21 protein-coding genes are annotated in these 19,379 nt (G+C 71.4%); 2 read left to right on the top strand and 19 right to left on the bottom strand.

The features are described 5' to 3' along the window. Nucleotides 1-49 precede the first annotated feature (49 nt). From ACFU3E_RS21590 to ACFU3E_RS21670, 17 genes are all read right to left on the bottom strand, one after another. Nucleotides 50-589, bottom strand: a complete 540-nt coding sequence (locus tag ACFU3E_RS21590) for a TetR/AcrR family transcriptional regulator (protein WP_384160684.1) — start codon at nt 587-589, stop codon at nt 50-52. A 111-nt stretch (nt 590-700) separates the two neighbouring features. Continuing rightward, the gene (whiG, locus tag ACFU3E_RS21595; protein WP_384160469.1) at nt 701-1,546 is read right to left on the bottom strand and encodes an RNA polymerase sigma factor WhiG; all 846 of its coding nucleotides are present in this window, start codon (nt 1,544-1,546) and stop codon (nt 701-703) included. 272 nt (nt 1,547-1,818) lie between these two features. Beyond that, entirely contained in the window at nt 1,819-2,979 is a 1,161-nt protein-coding gene (dprA, locus tag ACFU3E_RS21600; protein ID WP_384160472.1) for a DNA-processing protein DprA, read from the bottom strand. After that, on the bottom strand, nt 2,976-4,601 hold the full coding sequence (locus ACFU3E_RS21605; protein WP_384160475.1) for a YifB family Mg chelatase-like AAA ATPase: 1,626 nt from the start codon (nt 4,599-4,601) through the stop codon (nt 2,976-2,978). Before ACFU3E_RS21605 ends, dprA begins: the two co-directional genes overlap by 4 nt. After that, on the bottom strand, nt 4,602-5,003 hold the full coding sequence (locus ACFU3E_RS21610) for a YraN family protein (protein WP_384160478.1): 402 nt from the start codon (nt 5,001-5,003) through the stop codon (nt 4,602-4,604). It abuts the gene before it with no gap. A gap of 85 nt (nt 5,004-5,088) precedes the next feature. Continuing rightward, nucleotides 5,089-5,397, bottom strand: a complete 309-nt coding sequence (locus ACFU3E_RS21615; protein WP_003993268.1) for a DUF2469 domain-containing protein — start codon at nt 5,395-5,397, stop codon at nt 5,089-5,091. Nucleotides 5,398-5,453: 56 nt separating this feature from the next. Next, nucleotides 5,454-5,978, bottom strand: a complete 525-nt coding sequence (locus ACFU3E_RS21620) for an NUDIX hydrolase (protein ID WP_384160481.1) — start codon at nt 5,976-5,978, stop codon at nt 5,454-5,456. After that, nucleotides 5,968-6,747 carry a signal peptidase I gene (gene lepB / locus ACFU3E_RS21625; RefSeq protein WP_384160484.1) on the bottom strand — a complete coding sequence of 260 codons (780 nt, stop codon included), beginning with the start codon at nt 6,745-6,747 and terminating at the stop codon, nt 5,968-5,970. The genes ACFU3E_RS21620 and lepB (ACFU3E_RS21625) overlap by 11 nt, the downstream gene beginning before the upstream one ends. Before the next feature lie 51 nt (nt 6,748-6,798). Continuing rightward, a complete protein-coding gene (gene lepB, locus ACFU3E_RS21630; protein ID WP_384160487.1) occupies nt 6,799-7,761 on the bottom strand; it encodes a signal peptidase I in 963 nt (320 codons plus the stop codon). Next, a complete protein-coding gene (gene lepB / locus ACFU3E_RS21635; RefSeq protein ID WP_384160490.1) occupies nt 7,649-8,740 on the bottom strand; it encodes a signal peptidase I in 1,092 nt (363 codons plus the stop codon). Before lepB (ACFU3E_RS21635) ends, lepB (ACFU3E_RS21630) begins: the two co-directional genes overlap by 113 nt. Next, nucleotides 8,733-9,458 carry a signal peptidase I gene (lepB, locus tag ACFU3E_RS21640; protein ID WP_384160493.1) on the bottom strand — a complete coding sequence of 242 codons (726 nt, stop codon included), beginning with the start codon at nt 9,456-9,458 and terminating at the stop codon, nt 8,733-8,735. The genes lepB (ACFU3E_RS21635) and lepB (ACFU3E_RS21640) overlap by 8 nt, the downstream gene beginning before the upstream one ends. Before the next feature lie 45 nt (nt 9,459-9,503). Beyond that, nucleotides 9,504-9,854: a 50S ribosomal protein L19 gene (gene rplS, locus ACFU3E_RS21645; protein WP_351485043.1), complete on the bottom strand. Its 351-nt coding sequence runs from the start codon at nt 9,852-9,854 to the stop codon at nt 9,504-9,506. Between the two features lie 136 nt (nt 9,855-9,990). Next, nucleotides 9,991-10,824 carry a tRNA (guanosine(37)-N1)-methyltransferase TrmD gene (trmD, locus tag ACFU3E_RS21650; RefSeq protein WP_384160496.1) on the bottom strand — a complete coding sequence of 278 codons (834 nt, stop codon included), beginning with the start codon at nt 10,822-10,824 and terminating at the stop codon, nt 9,991-9,993. Further along, entirely contained in the window at nt 10,824-11,384 is a 561-nt protein-coding gene (gene rimM, locus ACFU3E_RS21655; protein ID WP_384160500.1) for a ribosome maturation factor RimM, read from the bottom strand. Before rimM ends, trmD begins: the two co-directional genes overlap by 1 nt. A gap of 82 nt (nt 11,385-11,466) precedes the next feature. After that, on the bottom strand, nt 11,467-11,706 hold the full coding sequence (locus ACFU3E_RS21660; protein WP_003973401.1) for an RNA-binding protein: 240 nt from the start codon (nt 11,704-11,706) through the stop codon (nt 11,467-11,469). A 2-nt stretch (nt 11,707-11,708) separates the two neighbouring features. Then, entirely contained in the window at nt 11,709-12,128 is a 420-nt protein-coding gene (rpsP, locus tag ACFU3E_RS21665; RefSeq protein WP_010044494.1) for a 30S ribosomal protein S16, read from the bottom strand. A 294-nt stretch (nt 12,129-12,422) separates the two neighbouring features. Further along, on the bottom strand, nt 12,423-13,025 hold the full coding sequence (locus ACFU3E_RS21670; protein WP_283970237.1) for a hypothetical protein: 603 nt from the start codon (nt 13,023-13,025) through the stop codon (nt 12,423-12,425). Nucleotides 13,026-13,603: 578 nt separating this feature from the next. Here ACFU3E_RS21670 and ACFU3E_RS21675 point away from each other — a divergent pair. Together ACFU3E_RS21675 and ACFU3E_RS21680 are read left to right on the top strand one after the other, a co-directional pair. Then, nucleotides 13,604-14,458: a methyltransferase domain-containing protein gene (locus ACFU3E_RS21675; protein WP_384160504.1), complete on the top strand. Its 855-nt coding sequence runs from the start codon at nt 13,604-13,606 to the stop codon at nt 14,456-14,458. Between the two features lie 137 nt (nt 14,459-14,595). Next, complete coding sequence (locus tag ACFU3E_RS21680) at nt 14,596-15,198, top strand: hypothetical protein (protein ID WP_384160507.1); 603 nt, start codon at nt 14,596-14,598, stop codon at nt 15,196-15,198. 76 nt (nt 15,199-15,274) lie between these two features. Here ACFU3E_RS21680 and ffh read toward each other — a convergent pair whose 3' ends face one another. Together ffh and ACFU3E_RS21690 are read right to left on the bottom strand one after the other, a co-directional pair. Beyond that, nucleotides 15,275-16,825 (bottom strand): signal recognition particle protein, encoded by a 1,551-nt coding sequence (gene ffh, locus ACFU3E_RS21685; protein WP_384160509.1) that lies wholly within the window; start codon nt 16,823-16,825, stop codon nt 15,275-15,277. A gap of 83 nt (nt 16,826-16,908) precedes the next feature. Continuing rightward, nucleotides 16,909-19,356: a [protein-PII] uridylyltransferase gene (locus ACFU3E_RS21690; RefSeq protein WP_384160512.1), complete on the bottom strand. Its 2,448-nt coding sequence runs from the start codon at nt 19,354-19,356 to the stop codon at nt 16,909-16,911. Nucleotides 19,357-19,379: the final 23 nt, after the last annotated feature.

Here is a 19,379-nt window from a genome sequence, read left to right on the forward strand (position 1 = left end):
GGGCCGCCCTCCTGAGGGCGGCCCACCGCCGGCCCCAGCCCCGCCGCCGTCAGCCCCGCACGCCCCGCAGAGCCATCGAAACAGCCGCGTCGACGATGGCGGCCGGCTCCTCCGCCGCCCCCAGTTCGATCCTCCGCACGGCGGCGTCCACCACCCCCTGCAACAACATCGCCGCCAGCCGGGGCTGCTCATGCCCCAGCTCGCCCAGCGCCTCGACGATCATGGTGACCAGCCCGCCGTGCGCCGCCCGGATCTTCTCCCGCGCCCCCGCGTCGAGCTCACTCGCGGAGATCGCAACCACCGCCCGGTGCCGCCGGTCCCCGACCAGTTCCAGTTGCTGCCGCACGTACGCCTCGACCTTGGCCTCGGGCGTCCCGGCCCGCTCCATCGCCGCCGACACGTCCGCCGCCCAGACCGGGAAGTCGACCTCGCACAGTTCCTCGACCACGGCTGCCCGTGACCGGAAGTACTCATAGACGGACGATCGCGCGAGGCCCGTCCGCTCGGCGAGGGCCGGGAAGGTCAGCGCCTCCGTACCGCCCTCGGACAACAAGGAACGAGCCGCGTCCAGCAGGGCGGCTCGCTGCATCGACCGGTGCTCGGCCACGGAGGCCGCTCGAATCCTTGGCACGTCAACACTCTACGGACGCGTCCGGCCGTACGGGAGTGCTTCCCGCCGGCCCGACGGCATCCGGGCCGGTCAGCGGCCGAAGCTCGCCAGTTTCGCTCTCAGCTGCAACACCGACTTGGTGTGGATCTGGCTGACCCGGCTCTCGGTCACACCCAGCACGTTGCCGATCTCGGCCAGGGTGAGGCCCTCGTAGTAGTACAGCGTCACCACGGTCTTCTCCCGGTCGGGCAGCGTGTTGATCGCCCGGGCCAGGAACCTCCGCAGCTCCCGGTCCTCGGCGACCTCGACCGGGTTGTCGGCGGCGTGGTCCTCCAGCGTGTCCATGACGCTCAGCCCGTCGCCGCCCTCGGCCCCGCCACCGTGCAGCAGCTCCTCCAGGGCCACCACGTTGGCCAGCGACAACTGGCTGAACACCGCGTGGAGGTCCTCGACCGCGATGCCCATCTCGGAGGCCACCTCGCCCTCCGACGGCGTCCGCCGCAGCCGTGCCTCCAGGGTGGCGTATGCCCGTTCCACGTTGCGCGCCTTCTGCCGCACGGAGCGGGGAATCCAGTCCAGCGCCCGCAGCTCGTCGATCATCGCGCCGCGGATCCTGGTGATCGCGTACGTCTCGAACTTGATCTCGCGGTCGATGTCGAACTTCTCGATCGCGTCGATCAGCCCGAACACCCCGGACGAGACGAAGTCCGCCTGTTCGACGTTGGACGGCAGGCCCACACTGACCCGTCCCGCGACGTACTTCACGAGCGGCGAATAGTGCAGGATCAGCTGCTCCCGCAGCCGCTCGTCCCCCGTCGCCTTGTACGACCGCCACAGCTCGTCGAGCGTCGAGGGAGCGGGCGGCCGCACGCTGCCACCGTCACGGGCGGCTGGGGGGATCGCCGCCCGGTCGGACCCGGAGGTGTGCTGGGGCATTCGTCGCCTTGTGCCGTTCTGCTGCGGAGTGGTGCTGCTGGGGTGGGCTGTCTGTCTGATGTCGAGTTGCCTGTCCGTGTCGGGATCCTCGTGAGCGTAGCGTGACTGCGGTGTCGCGGTGCGCGAAGGGCGGAGGTGAAGGCGGGCGCAGATACGTTCCTGAGGACGTCCGGCCGGGGCACCCCGGCCGTCCGGTGTGATCACCGGAGGACCCCAACTGGGCGCATTTCCAAGGGGTGTAGAGGTTCCCCCGGACGGCCGAACACACCCGGTCAGCCCCGGTCGTGACCGTGGCGGACCGACGTCACCGCCTGGCGTGTCAACTTCCAGCCGTCGCCGTGTCGTTCGACGTAACCGAGTGCCCGGAGTTCGTACAGTCTCGCGATCGCGTCATCCTTGACGGTCTGTGCGGAACGCGCGATCTCGTCCGGCCGGGCCGTCCCGCGTCCGGGCAGTGCGGCGAGCACCTGCCGGGTGGCCGGTTCCAGCAGGTCCCGGGGCAGGACGGGGCCGCGCCGGCCGGGGGCCAGCTCTCCGATGGCACCGACCAGTTCGACGACGTCCGCGACGTCGGTGACCAGGGTGGCCTCCCCGCGCAGCAGATCGTGCACTCCTGCGGAGAGCCCGCTGGTGGCGGGGCCCGGTACGCCCATCGTGTGCCGGCCGAGGCGCTGTGCCGCCCGCGCGGTGACCAGGGAGCCGCTGCGGTGGGCGGCCTCGACGACCACCGTGCCGCGGGTGAGCGCGGCGATCACTCTGTTCCGCAGGATGAACCGGCTCGGCGTCGGATGATCGCCGGGCGGCAACTCACCGATCACCAGGCCCTGTTCGGCGATTCTGCCGATCAGCCGGGTGTGGCCGCGGGGGTAGGGCCGGTCGACGCCGCAGGCGAGGACCGCGACGGTCGCGCCGCCGGCTCCGAGCGCTCCACGATGGGCGGCGCCGTCGACCCCGTAGGCGCCGCCGGACACCACGACCCAGCCCTGCTCGGCGAGGCCGGCGGCGAGGGTCGCGGCCATATGGGCCCCGTACTCGGTGCAGGCCCGGGCGCCGACCACGGCGACCGACTTCAGCGCCCACATCCGCAGGCTGGGCCGCCCTCGCACCCAGAGCCCCAGGGGCCGGGCATCCCCGAGATCGTCGAGCTGCCGGGGCCACTCGGCGTCCCCAGGAGACACGAACCGCACCCCGGCGTCCCGGGCGGCCTCCAGGTCCCGGCGCGGCCGGGCGGCCTCCGCCCTGGCCACCAGCCCGGCCCACCGCTTCCCGCTCACCCCGGGCAGAGCGGCCCCGCCCTCCCGTAACCGCCGCACCGCTTCCCCGACCCCGAGCTCCCGCACCCACCGCCCGCCGACCTCGTCGCCGGGCTCGATGACACGGGTGAGCAGGACCCGGCCGAGCAGCTCGTCGTCCGGTTCGTCGACACCGCTCATGTCAGCGCCCCGATGGCCATGGGGACGCCTCGTGGCACTCCGGTGCGCAGCTGAAGCGCGAGGGCGACGTCCGTCGCGTCGGGTCGGTCGTGGCCGACGAGATCGGCGACGGTCCAGGCCACACGCAGGACGCGGTCGAGGCCGCGGGCGGTCAGGACGCCCCGCTCCAGGTTCCGCTCGGCCTCGTCCATCGCGCCGGGCACCGCGTACCAGCGGCTGCGCAGCTCACGGCCGGGCACCTCGCTGTTCGTGCACCAGGGGGTCCCGGCCAGGCGCCCCGCAGCCCGTTCGCGGGCCGACCGGACCCGGTCGGCGACCGTCGCGGTCGACTCGCCCCGGGCGCCGGAGGCGGTCAGCTGGGTCCGGGTGACGCGGTCCACCTCGACGCGGAGGTCGACCCGGTCCAGCAGCGGGCCGGAGAGCCTGGCCTGATAGCGGCGGATGGCCGAGGGCGGGCACTCGCACAGGTCGTCCCGCTGCGAGAACCGGCCGCACGGGCAGGGGTTGGCCGCGAGCACCATGAGGAACTTCGCCGGGAACCGCACGACTCCCGCACTGCGCGCGATCACGACGTGCCCCGCCTCCAGCGGCTGACGCAGCGCGTCCAGGGCCTGGCTGTTGAATTCCGGCGTTTCGTCCAGGAACAGCACCCCACGATGAGACAGCGACACGGCCCCGGGCCGTGCGACGCCCGGGCCGCCACCGACGAGCGCCTGCATGGTGGCCGAGTGGTGCGGGGCGCAGTAGGGCGCGACGTCGATCAGCGGCTTGCCCGGGGGCAGCAGGCCCGCGACCGAGTGCACCGCGGTGACCTCCAGCGACTCCTGCCGGCCGAGCCGGGGCAGGACGGCGGGCAGCCGCTCGGCGAGCATCGTCTTGCCGGCGCCGGGCGGCCCTTCGAGGAAGAGGTGGTGCCCGCCCGCAGCGGCCACCTCCACGGCCGTGCGCGCCGAGGTCTGCCCGACGACGTCCGCCAAGTCGTGGCCGTGGTCGTGCTGGGCCGCGCCGACGCTGTGCATGCCCGTGGCCGCGCCGGTCCCGGGCACGCGCAACCCGGCGAGCAGGGGGCCCGGGCGGCCCTGCTCGTCCTGTTCCTCGTCGGGCACGGGTTCGTCGGCCAGGATGGCGATCAGCTGCCGCAGACTGCGGACGCCCAGCACCGACACCCCGGGCACGAGAGATGCCTCGGCGGCAGCGCACTCCGGCACCACCACCTGCTCATATCCCGCGTCCGCCGCCGCCAGCACCGCCGGCAACACCCCCCGCACCGGCCGCACCCGCCCGTCCAGTCCGAGTTCGCCGATCATCACGATGTCGGAGAGCACCCGCGGGTCGATGCGCTCCGCCGCGCCGAGGACCGCCGTCGCGACGGCCAGGTCGAAGCCGCTGCCCGACTTCGGTACCGAGGCCGGGCTCAGGCCGACCGTGAGCTTCTTCTGGGGCCAGGCCGCGCCCGAGTTGACGACCGCGGCGCGCACCCGGTCCCGGCTCTCCGTGAGGCTCTTGTCGGGGAGCCCCACCAGCGCGAAGGCCGCGACGCCTGGTTCGAGGTCGGCCTGGACCTCGACGACCACGCCCTCGACGCCCACCAGCGCCACCGAACACGTACGGGCGAATGCCATTCAGGCCACCCCCCGCACATGCTCGACCACGGCGGCGCCGCGGGCCGGAAGCAGCACCCCGACCACGTCGATGCGGACCCCGCCGGGCGGCGCGCCCCCGTGTGTCTGGATCCACCGCTCGGCCAGGCCCCGCAGCCGCTCCGCCTTCTGCGGGGTCACGGCCGCCATCGGGTGCTCGAAGGGGCCCTCCCTGCGGGTCTTGACCTCGCAGACGACCAGGACGTCCCCTTCCCTGGCCACGATGTCGATCTCGCCGGCCCGGCCGGAGCGCCAGTTGCGCTCCAGGACCCTCAGACCGGCCTCGGCCAGCCGTCGTGCGGCGAGGCCCTCCCCGTACTTGCCCATGGCACTGCGTGCCAGATGTGCGGTCATGTCGACACCACCTCCGGTGCCAACGATCACCCGCCCGCCATCGCGAAGTGAATCTTGGTGGACAGCCCAGCGGCTGTGGACAACCTCGCCACCCTCCCGGGTGACAGGGCGGACGTCACCCGCTCGGCAGCTCCAGGTCGCTCTTGTTCAGCTCCTCGATATTCACGTCCTTGAACGTGAGTACCCGGACCTGCTTCACGAAACGCGCCGGCCGATACATGTCCCACACCCAGGCATCCGCCATGGACACCTCGAAGAACACCTCACCCTGAACCGAGTGCACCTGCATCTCGTAGTCATTGGTCAGGTAGAAACGCCGCTCGGTCTCGATCACGTATTTGAACAGACCGACGACATCGCGGTACTCCCGGTAGAGCTTCAGCTCCATCTCGGTCTCGTACTTCTCGAGGTCCTCGGCGCTCATGGCATGTTCCCCTTCAGCCGTGCGATCCCCCCATTGTGCGCCAGTCCCGTGAGCCGCTAGACGATTTCCGGGTCAAGGATCACAGGCCTGGCCGGGGGACCTTCGTCGAGCAGCGTGCGCAGCAGCCCGGCGAGTCTGGTCGGATACACCGTCTCATGTGCCCGGCCCAGTTCCGGACACGTCCACCAGCGCGCTCCGGCGACGCTGCGCCGTTCCAGCTCGGTCAGCCCGGTGGCGGCCACCGCCGTGCGGTCCGTACGCGCCAGGTAGTACCACTCGTCCTGGTCCCAGCGGCGGCCCGCGAACGGGAAGGAGCACCGCCGCCGCCACAGCACCGGGCCGAGTTCGACCTCGGTGATGCCCGTCTCCTCGGCGAGTTCCCGCAGGGCGGCCTGTTCACGGGTCTCGTCGCCCTCCACTCCCCCGCCGGGGGTGAACCACCAGTCGTCGGCCGGGTCGTCCGGCTCGTGCCCGTGCAGCAGCAGGATGCGGTCCCGCGGGTCGAGCAGCACCACCCTGGCGACCCTGCGCAACCCGCTCTCACAGGTGCCCTGCCCCTCACCCACGGTCTCAGCGGACACCTGCGGGCTCCGCGCTCTCCCGTCGGGCCCGGGCGGCGCCGGCGCGCTTGGCGATGGGCCCGTAGGCGCCTCCGCCCAGGACGAGCACGGCGCCGGCGATCACGAGGACGGTGATCGTCCGCAGCGGGCCGGGCGAGGAGAGGGTGCTGAGCGGCTCGAAGCCGGTGGGGCGCTCCAGCATGCCCTTCATGGGCCAGACGACGGCGTCGACGCGGGCGTCCACGGCGGAGCGCGCCACCGTGCCGCTGGCGGCGTCGGTCAGGTGGGCCGTGGAGTCCACGGAGTTGCCTCGCTCGTCGCCGAGCAGGAAGAGCCGGCCCTTGGGCACGGTCACGGCCGGGAAGTTGCTCGTCCCGGCCGGTGTGCCCTTGGGCAGGTAGGTCTCGTCGATCTCCTTGCCGTTGACCTTCAGCTTGCCGTCCTGGCAGCAGGAGACCGTGTCGCCGCCGACGGCGACCACGCGCTTGACCATCGGCGCGTTGGCCCAGGTCGCGTCCTTGAAGACGACGACGTCACCGCGGCGCACCGCTCCGCCGTCGACGCGCTGCGCCAGGATCCGGTCGCCGGCGTCGATCGTCGGCGTCATCGAGCTGGTGGGCACGGTGTACGGCCGGTAGACCACGGCTCCCCAGGCGAATCCGCCCAGGAACAGCACAAGGCCCAGTGCGACGGCCAGCCCGGACAACCGCTGTCCGGTCCGGCTGCCCACCGGGCCCGTGCCCGGGCCGCCGCTGCGCGGGGCCGTGTGCGTCATGCTCTCGCCACCCATGGGTCCGCACCCTACCCGGGGGTACCGGCCGGGGTCAGCCCATGGCCGGGATCACTGCTTCCTGCGACGCCACCACACCACCGGCACCACTCCGGCCAGCGCCAGGCCCTGCGGCGCGGCCGGCAGACCGGCGACGGCGGGCTGGGCGTTCAGCCCGGACTGGTCGAAGGTGTCCGGCACCGGCAGGGTGCTCCAGCGGTTGATCGGCCAGGCGACGACGACGGCGCGTCCGACGACGTCCTTCACCGGGACCATGCCGTGGTTCTTGTCGGCCTGGTTGTAGCGGGAGTCCCGCGAGTTCTGCCGGTGGTCGCCCATGACCCAGATGTAGCCCTCGGGGACCTTCACCTTGAACTGGCCGCCCTGGTCGTCGACGCTGCACGGCGTGTTGCCCGCGTAGACGTACGACTGCTCGTTCAGCGCCTTGCCGTTGACGGTGAGCGGGCCCGTGCCCTTGCACTCGAGAGTGTCGCCGCCGACGCCGACGACGCGCTTGATGAGGTCCTTCTCCTCCGCGGACGGCATGAGGCCGATCCAGCTGAGGAAGGTCTGCAGGGCGTTCGGATCCGTGGTCGGCTCGCCGGCCAGCCAGTTGTCCGGGTCGTGGAAGACGACGACCTCGCCGCGCTCGGGCTCGGAGCCGAACCACGGGGTGAGCTTGTCGACCAGGACGCGGTCACCCTGCTGGAGGGTGTTCTGCATCGAGTCGGAGGGGATGGAGAACGCCTGCACCAGGAAGGTCTTGATCAGCAGCGCCAGCACGAGCGCGATACCGATCAGGATGGGCAGCTCCTTCCAGAAGGAGCGCGGCTTCTTCGGGGTGCGGGCCGTACCGCCCGGCCCCTGGCCCCCGGCTGTCGTGTGCTCGCCCGTCACCCTGTCGTCCTCGGGTGCCCCGGAGTCACTCCCGGAGGTCACGGCGCTGTCCGCGGCCGGGACGGCGGATTCCGCGGGGCGTCCGCGATGCTCCTCGCCGTCGTGTCCGGACCGTGCGCCGACCGCCACATCCCCCACGCCAACTCCTCACTCTGTGCCGCCGCCTGCCCCATACACGACGCAGGCCCACCACTCCCATAACGAGCGGGAGTTCCGCAGGGGTCGGGAGCTGGATCGTTCCGTTCGAATCGTAGGAGGCAACCCTATGCGACAGTTCGGGAGCAGCGGTCGACCCGGGGGCCGAGTCGGACACGGAGGCGTACGTATTCGGCTCTTCCAGCATGTTCCAGTGGCCGAAGGGCCAGGCGATGACCATGGCGCGGCCCACCACCTCGTCCTCGGAGACGGTGCCCCCGTAGTCGGTGTCCTGGTGGGCGCGGGAGTCCGCGGAGTTGTTCCGGTGGTCGCCCATCACCCACAGCCGCCCCTGCGGGACCGTGATGTCGAACGGCGTGTCGGACGGGGCGATGCCGGGGTAGAGGTAGTCCTCGTTCAGCGGGACGCCGTTGACGGTCACGCGCCCCTGCGTGTCGCAGCACTTGACGCGGTCGCCGCCGACGCCGACGACCCTCTTGATGAGGTCCTTCTCGTTGTCGGACGGCAGCAGGCCGATGAAGGTGAGTCCTTCCTTGACCTGTTTGATGACGATGGGATCGTCCTTCTTGGGGGTGGTCTGCTCGTCCTGCAGCCAGCCGCCGGGGTCCTTGAAGACGACGACGTCCCCGCGCTGCGGCTTCGAGCCGAACCACGGGGTGAGCTTGTCGACCAGGACGCGGTCGCCGATCTGGATCGTCTGCTCCATGGAGCCGGACGGGATGACGAAGGCCTGGACGAGGAACGTCTTCAGCACGAGCGCTATCAGGACGGCGACGCCCACGAGGAGCGGTATCTCCTTGACGGCACCGCGCCTGCGGCGCCGCTTGACCTTGCGCTGGAGCTTGCGGCGCTCGGCACGCGTACGGCCTCCGGACGGGCCGGCGGCACGCCGGGCGCCGGTGGGCAGCAGGTTCTCCGCGGGGCCCGCAGGGACGCCGCGCGGTTTGCCGCGGTTACCCATGGGCGCCCGCCTCTGCGGCGGCGGGCACGCGCGCGTAGGCGTCCGGGCGGTTCAGCCGGGTGGCGTGGCCGACGGGCCAGATGATCCAGTCGGCGCGGCCGATCACGTCGCCGACGGGGATCATGCCGCCGCCCGGCGAGCCGAGGTGGTCACGGGAGTCGCTGGAGTCGCTGCGGTGGTCGCCGAGGACGAACAGGGTGCCGCCGGGCACGACGACGTCGAAGGCCACCGTGGACGGGCTGTCGCCCGGATACAGGAAGCCTGACTCGTCGACCGGCCGGCCGTTCACCTGGATCCTCCCCTCCCTGTCGCAGCAGACCACGCTGTCTCCCCCCACGCCGACAACGCGTTTGATGTAGTCCGCGTGCCCGAAGTACCCGGTTCCGTCGAACACGACGATGTCTCCCCGCTGCGGCGCGGCACCGAAACGGTACGCCAACTTATTTACGAGAACCCGGTCCCCGACCCTCAATCCCTGCTCCATGGATCCGCTGGGGATCTGGAAGGGGCGCAGCACGAACGTGCTGAGCAACAACAGGAACAGCAGGCAGAGCAGCAGGATGAGGGTGAACCGGCCGCCCGGGATGCAGGAGCTGACGCGCGACACCAACGCGAAACGCGACCGGTCCTCCGGCCCTGCGGCTTCCGGGGTGGTTCCCTCGGATCCGGACGGGCGGGAGGAGCGGTCGCGCTCCGTGTGCTGTGCTTCGGTGTCCATCGGAGCCAGATGCTATCCGGCCCCGACGCGAACCCCGGAGAGCGCTCAGCTCTCGCGCTTCTCCTTGATCTTCGCGGCCTTGCCGCGCAGCTCGCGCAGGTAGTACAGCTTGGCGCGGCGGACGTCACCCCTGGTGACGAGCTCGATCTTCTCCACGATCGGGGTGTGCACCGGGAAGGTGCGCTCGACGCCGACGGAGAAGGAGACCTTGCGGACCGTGAAGGTCTCGCGCACGCCGGAGCCCTGGCGGCGGATCACAACGCCCTTGAACTGCTGCACTCGGGAGCGGTTGCCCTCGATGACGCGGACGTGGACGTTGACGGTGTCGCCCGGGCGGAAGGCGGGGACGTCGCTGCGCAGCGACGCGGAGTCGACGGTGTCGAGCAGGTGAGACATTTCGTCTGCTTTCCTCGCTGATGCCACAGGTCATCAACGGAAACTAGGTGTTTCGGGATCAGGTGTGTGCGGGTCGGGGCGGGCGTCGTCTCCCCCTGTGGCAGGGGCGCACGCCGGACGGACGCACAACAGCTGGCTATTCTTCCACGCCGTCGGTCCTGCGCCAAAATCGGCCGTACGGCTCCCCGGCCAGGTCGGGGGCCCAGCCCAGGATGGAGAGCATCTCGCGGTCCTTCTTGTCGAAGGCCTTGGGGTCGCACCGCTCGATGAGGTCGGGCCGGTGGGCGGCGGTGCGCTTCAGGGCCTCGTCGCGGCGCCAGCGGGCGATCTTCCCGTGGTGCCCGCTGAGCAGCACGTCGGGGATGTCCCGGCCGCGCCACTCGGGCGGCTTGGTGTAGACGGGTCCCTCCAGCAGGTTCGCCATCGCCCCGGGCGCGAAGGAGTCGTCCCGGTGGGACTCGGCGTTGCCCAGGACCCCGGGCAGCAGCCGCGCCACGGCCTCGGTCATGACGAGGACAGCCGCCTCGCCGCCGGCCAGGACGTAGTCGCCGATGGACACCTCGTAGACCGGCATCCGTGTCGTGTACTCGTCGACGACGCGGCGGTCGATGCCCTCGTAGCGGGCCGGTGTGAAGATCAGCCAGGGGCGCTCGGAGAGGTGGACGGCGAGTTCCTGGGTGAAGGGGCGGCCACTGGGGGTGGGCACGATGAGGGCGGGCGCACGGGAGCCCGTCTCGTAGCCGTCGGCCAGGACGGAGTCCAGTGCGTCCCCCCACGGTTCGGTCTTCATGACCATGCCGGGGCCACCGCCGTACGGGGTGTCGTCGACGGTGTTGTGGCGGTCGTAGGTCCAGGAGCGCAGGTCGTGGACGTTCACGTCGAGCTGTCCACGCGCGCGCGCCTTGCCGACGAGGGAGACGTTCAGCGGCTCCAGGTACTCGGGGAAGATCGTGACGACGTCGAGGCGCATTACGACTCTTCCCGGCCGGAGGCGTCTTCCCGGCTGGAGGCGATCTCGGCGCGGTCGTCGATCAGACCCGGCGGCGGGGTGATGACGGCCCTCTGCTCCTCCAGGTCGATCTCCCTGACGATCTCCTCGACGAAGGGGATCATCACCTCGCTGCCGTCGGGGCGCTCCACGATGAACAGGTCCTGGGTGGGCAGGTGTGAGATCTCGGTGATCCGCCCGACCTCAGCGCCGTCCGCCGTGACCACGTCGAGGTCCATGAGCTGGTGGTCGTAGTACTCGTCCTCGCCCTCGGGCAGTTCCTCCGGGTCGATCTCGGCGATCAGGAGGGTGTTGCGCAGGGCCTCGGCGCCGGTGCGGTCGCTGACCCCCTCGAAGCGCAGCAGGAGACGGCCACTGTGGACGCGGCCCGTCGCGATGGTGAGCGGTCCCGCAGCGGCGGGATCGGTGGTGAGTACGGCACCGGGGCCGAGCCTCAGCTCCGGCTCGTCGGTCCGCACCTCGACGGTGACCTCACCCTTGATGCCATGGGCACGGCCGATCCGTGCGACTACCAGCTGCACGTGTCCAGTCTCCTGTCATACGACTGCGGGCCGGGGACGGCCCGCAGGCCCTCCCCGGCCCGAGCCGGTTGCGCGATAAGCGTCAGCGGACGTGATCCACGTCGACGAGGTCGACGCGGACGCCGCGACCGCCGATGGCGCCCACGACGGTCCGCAGGGCGCGTGCGGTGCGGCCGTTGCGGCCGATCACCTTGCCGAGGTCGTCCGGGTGGACCCGGACCTCGAGCACGCGACCGCGGCGCAGGTTGCGCGAGGCGACCTGCACATCGTCAGGGTTGTCGACGATGCCCTTCACGAGGTGCTCGAGAGCCTCCTCGAGCATGCTCAGGCCTCGGTCGAAGCGGACTCAGCGGCGGCCTCGTCCTTCTTCTCAGCCTTCTTCTTCTGGGTGATCGCCTCACCCTTGCCCTCGTCGTCGCCGCCGATGGCCTCGAACGACGGGCGCGCGGCCTTCTCGGGCTGGGTCAGCAGCGGAGCCGGGGCGGGCTCGCCCTTGAACTTCTGCCAGTCACCGGTCTTCTTGAGGATGGCCATCACGGGCTCGGTCGGCTGGGCGCCGACACCGAGCCAGTACGCCACACGCTCGGCGTCGACCTCGATCACCGACGGGTTGTACGTCGGGTGGTACTTGCCGATCTCCTCGATCGCACGGCCGTCACGACGGGTGCGGGAGTCGGCGACGACGATGCGGTAGTGAGGCGAACGGATCTTGCCCAGACGCTTCAGCTTGATCTTGACTGCCACGGGAGTGGGTTCTCCTGGTTTTGACGTGGTTGGGCACGGCGAGAAAGCCGCGTGGGGTTGCGGTACCCGAGTGCCCGATGGACGCGTCAGCCGGAGGAGAGAGGGGTCCTGTGCGACTGTCGAGTACAGCTAGCCATTGTGCCACACCCCACGGGCCGCTCCGGGCCGGGGGCCCCAGCCGCTGTGCGGGCACGCCGACGGCGCACCCGGCGTGGTGGTGAGGCACGTCGGGTGCGCGACACGGCCCGAGCCCTGCGCCGAAGACCGGCAGCCACGAGTTGCCGGTGGATGGCGTCAGCTCGCTACCGCTCCCACGACGTCCGGGATCCGGAACGGCTTGCCGCAGCCGCCGCAGACGATCGGGGCCTGGGCGAGGACCGATGGGACGACCCGGACGTTGCGGCCGCAGTCGCAGACCGCCTTGACCCGGACGCCGCCGCCGGAGGAGCCGTGCCGGGCGGCCGGGCCCCGGAAGGTGCGGGAGGTGTCGGAGGAGGTCGCTGCGGTGTGGGCCTTCAGGGCACGCTGGAGACGCTCCATCGTCGGTCGGTAGCGGCGCTTCGCCTCGGGGGTGAGCGTGACCAGGGAGAAGCCGCTGCTGGGATGCGGTTCCTCGGGGTGGTCCAGGCCCAGCTCCTCGGCGATGGCGAGGAATCTGCGGTTGTGGTAGCGGCCGGCACGGGAGGTGTCGCGGACGCCGCGCGCGGCGGCGATGCCATGGACTGCCTCATGGAGCAGTCGCTCGAAGGAGAGCTCGTGACCGCACGCGGACGACGACTCCCCGATCAGGGACTCTGGCGCGGCAAGGTCGGGCAGCTCGGGGTGGTACCGCTGAATATCGGCCCACGCCTGTGCCAGCTCTGCGGCGAGAACAGGTGGTGTCTGTGTCGTGCTCACGTAATGACAACGAGCCGGGGTGCCCCAGTGTTCCGATTCCGGGCCATCCCAAATAATTTGCACGTACCCGTCAGTTGCCTCTGATGCGTCCTGACGAGGGCGGGTGCGCTGATCTGTGGAGAAGCCTCGCAGCTCACCACAAGGTGGTGCGTAGCCTCGCGTACGCCCCAGCGCGTAGGACCTCTCCGCGCGCCGGGACAGCAGGAGTCCGCTGGTGCGCAAGAGGTGTTTCGGCCGCCTTGCACCCCACCCGGCAGGGCGCGTGCCACGGCTCGGTGAGCGCGTGCGACGACCGCGACGTTACCCGGTGCGTCGTCCGCGTCCGGCACCGACCCGCCCTCGGCGACCAGACCTCGTCGGGTCACCGTGTGATCGTCCAGCTCGGCCGGGACGGGCCGACGTTGCCGGAATGTGAAATCTCGCCATAGGCACATGACAACTCACAAGCCCTGCCGCATTCCACTGGACGACAGGTCGAGGGGGGAGTTTCCTGGCATACGGGGGTAGTGCGAGCGCACTGTCACGGGGGCCATGGAATCGGGCAAGAGGCAACTCTCGGCGGATTGGGGCGCTTACTTATGACACCTACGCTCGTGCGGCAGCACCTGCCTCACGCGGGGGCCGCACCCCGCGTGGACCTGCGTGCACGCGCGCGTGACTGGTCCGAGATCCAGGAGCGGATGCTCGTACCGCTCTACGAGGCCGTCTACGAGCGACTGGAAGTGGGTCCGGCCACACGGCTGCTCGGCCTCGGCTGCGGTTCCGGGCTCTCCCTGCTGATGGCCGCCGCCCGGGGAGCGACGGTCACCGGTGTCGACGTCTCCCCCGAAAGACTGGCCCTGGCGCGTCAGCGGCTGCTGCCCGAGGCACCGGGCACGCGGACGCGTCCGGATGCCCGGCTGGTCGACGGGACCCCCCGGGACACCGCGGTGCCGGGCGCTCCCGGGTACACCCTGGTGACCGCCTTCGAGCCGATCGGGTGCCTGGCGGGCGACTCGGAGGGACTGGGTGGCCAGCTCGCGGAGGCGACGCCGCTCACCCGGCGCGGTGCGGCCGTGGTGCTGGCCGGCTGGGGCCCGCCGGAGCGGTGTGCCACGGCGTCCGTGATGCGGGTGGCCACGAAGCTGGCGGAGCCGCTGCGCACCTCGGGCAGCTGGCGTCCCGCCTGCCGCGACGACCTGGAGGACGTCGCCCAGCGGGCCGGGCTCGCGCCGGACGGGTCGGGGCGGGTGGCGTGCCCCTTCGGCTACGCCGACGTGGACAGCGCGGTGCGCGGGCTGAAGTCGACAGGGCTGTTCGACGCGGCGATCACGGCAACGGACCAGGTGCAGGTGGACAAGGAGCTGGCCGAGGCCCTGCATCCGCACCAGCGCCAGGACGGGACGGTGTGGATGCCGAACGTGTTCCGGTACTTGATCGCCCGGACACCCTGACGAACCAGTTCTCCGATGCAGGTGTGAATGGTGTGAAGAACGCACCATGGGGTGCTTTGGGTTTCACCAAGTGGATCATGAGCGCTTAATGTGATCCACCGCTCGAGGGACTTACACATCTGCATACAGGAGTTGCTGTGCCGCACCACCAGACCGCGCTGCGCCTCGTCGCGCCCGTCACCGTCCTCGCCCTGACGCTCACCGCCTGCGGTGGCGGCGACGACAGCGCGGACGCGAAGAGCCCGGCCACCGAGAAGGCCCGGGTCTCCCCGTCGCCGGAGCCCGCTTCGGGCGGTGAGATGGAGGCCGGCGAGAGCACCACGGGCAAGGTGGCGGAGGACCCGGGCGAGGTCACGTACGAGGTCCTGGCACAGAAGGTCGACGTGGGCACCGAGGCGGAGGCGGCGAAGGCCGTCTCGGAGCCCGACAAGGTCAAGGGCAAGGTGCTGGCCGTCGCGCACCTGAAGTACACGCACAAGAGCGGGCCCGCCCTGACCGACGGTTCCGACGTGCACGACGGCGCCACGGTCTTCGCCGACGGGCAGCGCGGCTCCGTCCTCATCGGCGCGTCCGAGGACGCCGCGGGCTGCGAGGACCCCTACGACGTCGACAGCTGGAAGCAGGGCGAGAGCCATGTCTTCTGCGAGACGTACGTGATCCCGGCGAACGCCAAGAGCGTCGAGGTCCACTGGTCCGAGGAGGACGGCGAGCCGTACATCTGGAAGTTCCCGAACGGCTGAAGCGCGAGCCGCTGAAAACCCGGTGAGGGCGCCCCCTTGGAGAAGGGGGCGCCCTCACTGCGGTTCGGACAGGCCGTCAGCCCATGAACTTCTTGAACTCGTCGGGAAGTTCGAAGTCCTTGCCGCCCTGCTGCGGCAGGCCGAAGGCGCCGCCGCCCTCGGCCGCGGCGGCCCGGCGGGCGGCCTCCTCCTGCTCCTGCTGCTTGCGCTTCATCGGGTTGCCGGAGCGCTGCTTGCCCTTGGCCTGCTTCTGCTTCTTCTTCGTCCGGCCGGGGCCACCACCCATGCCGGGCATCCCCGGCATCCCGGGCATGCCGCCGCCCTGCGCCATGCGGGACATCATCTTGCGGGCCTCGAAGAACCGCTCGACCAGGTTCTTGACCGCACTGACCTCGACACCGGAGCCCTTGGCGATACGGGCGCGGCGCGAGCCGTTGATGATCGTCGGCTCCTGGCGCTCGGCCGGGGTCATCGACTTGATGATGGCGGCCGTGCGGTCGACGTCCCGCTCGTCCAGGTTGTTGATCTGGTCCTTCATCTGGCCCATGCCCGGAAGCATGCCGAGCAGCTTGGAGATGGAGCCCATCTTGCGGACCTGCTCCATCTGGGCCAGGAAGTCGTCCAGGGTGAAGTCCTGGCCCTTCTTGGACGCCAGCTTGGAGGCCATCTTCTCGGCCTCTTCCTGGCTGAACGTCTTCTCCGCCTGCTCGATCAGGGTGAGCAGGTCACCCATGTCGAGGATGCGGGAGGCCATCCGGTCAGGGTGGAAGGCGTCGAAGTCGTCGAGCTTCTCGCCGTTCGACGCGAACATGATCGGCTTGCCGGTGATCTGCCGGATCGACAGCGCGGCACCACCGCGGGCGTCACCGTCGAGCTTGGAGAGCACCACGCCGTCGAAGCCGACGCCGTCGCGGAAGGCCTCGGCGGTGTTGACGGCGTCCTGGCCGATCATCGCGTCGACGACGAACAGGATCTCGTCCGGGGAGACGGCGTCGCGGATGTCCGCGGCCTGCTGCATCATCTCCTGGTCGATGCCGAGGCGGCCGGCGGTGTCCACGATCACGATGTCGTGGACCCTTGACTTGGCGTGCTCGATGGAGTCCTTGGCGACCTTGACCGGGTCACCGACGCCGTTGCCCGGCTCCGGTGCGTAGACCGCGACACCGGCACGCTCGGCGACGACGCTGAGCTGGTTGACGGCGTTGGGCCGCTGGAGGTCACAGGCCACGAGCAGCGGCGAGTGGCCCTGCTCCTTCAGCCAACGGCCGAGCTTGCCCGCCAGGGTGGTCTTACCGGCACCCTGCAGACCCGCGAGCATGATCACGGTGGGCGGCTGCTTGGCGAAGCGCAGGCGCCGGGTCTCGCCGCCGAGGATGGTGACCAGTTCCTCGTTGACGATCTTGAGGACCTGCTGGGCGGGGTTCAGTGCCTTGGAGACCTCGGCGCCGAGGGCACGCTCCTTGACGTTCTTGATGAACGTCCGGACGACCGGAAGCGCCACGTCCGCCTCGAGCAGCGCGATCCGGATCTCGCGCGCCGTGGCGTCGATGTCCGCCTCGGAGAGCCGTCCCTTGCCGCGCAGGTTCTTGAAGGTCGCTGAGAGGCGATCGGAAAGAGTATCGAACACGGCGCTCGCGGTCCTCGGGGTCGGAGACAGACTGGGGAATCGCCCTCCAGGGTATCCCGGCGTGACAAGTCGCCGGGTCGGGCTCACCCTCGCAGTGTCTCCTCCAGCTTCCGCGCCACCGCCGCGGCCTCGTCACCGGGCAGCGGCGCACCCTCCGGGCCGGTCACGTAGAAGGCGTCGACGGCGTTGGCGCCGAGCGTGGAGACGTGCGCGCTGCGCACCCGTACGCTCGCGTCCTCCAAGGCCCGGCCGATGCGGAACAGCAGGCCCGGGGCGTCCTGGGAGCGGACCTCGATGACGGTGGCCAGCCGGGAGGCGGCCGGATGGACCGACACCCTCGGGGGCGGCGCGATCACGCCCCGGCGGCGCGGATAGGCCGCGTCCCGTTCGGCGAGACGGCCGGCGATGTCCAGGGAGCCGTCCAGGGCCCGGACGAGGTCCGCGCGCAGGCGGGCGGCCTGCGGCAGGGAGCCGTACTCTGCGGCGACCCGCCAGTCGAGCAGCAGGACGGAGCCGTCGACGCCGTCCGGGAGATGCACGGACCGCAGCTCGGCGGTCCGCACGGTCAGCCGGTGCATGGCCAGCACACCGGCCACCGCGGGCAGCACCTCGGGCTGGTCGGGGACGGCGATGAGCAGTTCCACGCCCAGCGGCTCGGGATCGCCGGACGGCTCCTGTCCGGCGGGCGGCTCGGTCTGGGCCCGCAGGGCGAGGACGGGACTGCCCGTCGCGGCCGCTTCCAGGGCGAGCCGCTCCTGCTCGGCGGTCGGCGCGGCCTCCTCGGGGTCGGCCGGGTCGTCCCCGGCGAGCACCGCCGAGACCCGTTCGACCAGGTCGGCGACGAGCGAGCCGCGCCAGGTGGACCAGGCGGCCGGGCCGGTGGCCAGGGCGTCGGCCTCGGTGAGCGCGTGCAGCAGTTCCAGGGTGCCCTGGGAGCCGACGGCCTCGGCGACCGCGCGCACGGTGGCCGGGTCCTCCAGGTCACGCCGGGTGGCCGTCTCGACGAGGAGCAGGTGGTGGCGTACGAGGGTGGCGACGACCGCCACGTCGTGGCGGTCGAAGCCGATGCGGGCGGCCACGTCCTTGGCAATGATCTCGCCGGCGACCGAGTGGTCGCCGGGCCAGCCCTTGCCGATGTCGTGCAACAGCGCGGCGACCAGCAGCAGGTCGGGCCGGCTGACCCGGCGCGTGAACTCGGACGCGCGTACCGCGGTCTCGATGAGGTGCCGGTCGACGGTCCACAGGTGCACGGCGTTGCGCTGCGGGCGGCAGCGGACCCGCTCCCAGTCGGGCAGCAGCCGGGTGACCAGCCCCTCGGCCTCCAGCGCCTCCCAGACCTCGATGGTGGGGCGGCCGGAGCCGAGCAGGGTGACCAGCTGTTCGCGTGCCTCGGCGGGCCAGGGCGTGGGCACCGGGCGCACGGTGGCCGCCAGGCGCCGTACGGCGTGCAGGGAGAGCGGGAGTCCGGCCTGGGCGGCGGCAGCGGCGGCGCGCAGCGGCAGGACGGGATCGCGCTCGGGGCGCGCGGCACGGGCGAGCACCACCTCGCCGTCCTGCTCGACGACGCCCTCGGCCAGCGGGGACCGCTCGGCGGTCGGCTTCCCGCCCCCGAGCATGGCGCGCAGCCGGGGCCGCACGGCGCGGGACCGCAGCACGCGTCCGACCTCGCGCCAGGTGACGTCACTGGCGTACGAGATGAGCCGCGCCGCCTCGTACACCTGCCGCAGCAGCGTGTCCGCGTCGAGCAGGCCGAGCTCGGCGGCCACCTGGTCCTGCTCCTGGAGGGCCAGCCGGTCGGTGGCGCGCCCGGTCGCGAGGTGCAGGGCGTCCCGGACGTCGAGGAGCCGGCGCCGGGCGTCGGCCAGGCCCTCGCGCGGGGCGTCGGCGAGCCAGGAGGCGGCGACGGCCCGCAGGGCGGTGGCGTCGCGCAGCCCGCCGCGGGCCTCCTTCAGGTCGGGCTCCAGCAGGTACTGCAGTTCACCCTGGCGCTCGGCGCGCTCGGCGCACAGTTCCTGGAGTTCGGGGAGGCGTTTGGGCGCCTGGTTGCGCCAGTCGGCCAGTACGGCCGTACGCAGCCCGGCCGTGAGGCCGAGATCACCGGCGATGTGCCGGGCGTCCAGCAGTCCGAGCTGCACCTTGAGGTCCTCGCCGGCGGTCTTGCGGGCCTCGGCGGGCGTGCGGACGGAGTGGTCGAGGGCCAGGCCCAGGTCCCAGACGGGGTACCAGAGCCGGTCGGCGAGGGCGGCGACGGCCTTGGGGTCGCTGCCGTCGTGCAGCAGGAGCAGGTCGAGGTCGCTGCGGGGCGACAGCTCGCCGCGGCCGTAGCCGCCGACGGCGACCAGGGAGGCCCCGCGCAGTCCCTCCGCGCCCGCGGCGAACAGGCCGGTGAGCCAGTCGTCCGTCAGTTCGGCCAGGGCCGCACGGCGCGGCGGCCCGGACCGCGCCTCCTCGGTGAGGAGACGCAGCCGGGCCGCCGCGTAGCCGCTGGGTCCCGAGTCCTCTGCTTCCTTCTGCACATCCGTACCCGTCACCCAGCGACTCCTGTTCCGTTTTC

It is taken from the genome of Streptomyces sp. NPDC057424, from assembly GCF_042803315.1.
Lineage (GTDB): Bacteria > Actinomycetota > Actinomycetes > Streptomycetales > Streptomycetaceae > Streptomyces.

Excerpts from the sequence above, each read along its gene's own strand:
- ACFU3E_RS21590 (WP_384160684.1), bottom strand. The coding sequence starts at position 589 with ATGCAGCGAGCCGCCCTGCTGGACGCGGCTCGTTCCTTGTTGTCCGAG.
- whiG (WP_384160469.1), bottom strand. The coding sequence starts at position 1,546 with ATGCCCCAGCACACCTCCGGGTCCGACCGGGCGGCGATCCCCCCAGCC.
- dprA (WP_384160472.1), bottom strand. The coding sequence starts at position 2,979 with ATGAGCGGTGTCGACGAACCGGACGACGAGCTGCTCGGCCGGGTCCTG.
- ACFU3E_RS21605 (WP_384160475.1), bottom strand. The coding sequence starts at position 4,601 with ATGGCATTCGCCCGTACGTGTTCGGTGGCGCTGGTGGGCGTCGAGGGC.
- ACFU3E_RS21615 (WP_003993268.1), bottom strand. The coding sequence starts at position 5,397 with ATGAGCGCCGAGGACCTCGAGAAGTACGAGACCGAGATGGAGCTGAAG.
- lepB (WP_384160484.1), bottom strand. The coding sequence starts at position 6,747 with ATGGGTGGCGAGAGCATGACGCACACGGCCCCGCGCAGCGGCGGCCCG.
- lepB (WP_384160490.1), bottom strand. The coding sequence starts at position 8,740 with ATGGGTAACCGCGGCAAACCGCGCGGCGTCCCTGCGGGCCCCGCGGAG.
- lepB (WP_384160493.1), bottom strand. The coding sequence starts at position 9,458 with ATGGACACCGAAGCACAGCACACGGAGCGCGACCGCTCCTCCCGCCCG.
- rplS (WP_351485043.1), bottom strand. The coding sequence starts at position 9,854 with ATGTCTCACCTGCTCGACACCGTCGACTCCGCGTCGCTGCGCAGCGAC.
- trmD (WP_384160496.1), bottom strand. The coding sequence starts at position 10,824 with ATGCGCCTCGACGTCGTCACGATCTTCCCCGAGTACCTGGAGCCGCTG.
- ACFU3E_RS21660 (WP_003973401.1), bottom strand. The coding sequence starts at position 11,706 with ATGCTCGAGGAGGCTCTCGAGCACCTCGTGAAGGGCATCGTCGACAAC.
- ACFU3E_RS21675 (WP_384160504.1), top strand. The coding sequence starts at position 13,604 with ATGACACCTACGCTCGTGCGGCAGCACCTGCCTCACGCGGGGGCCGCA.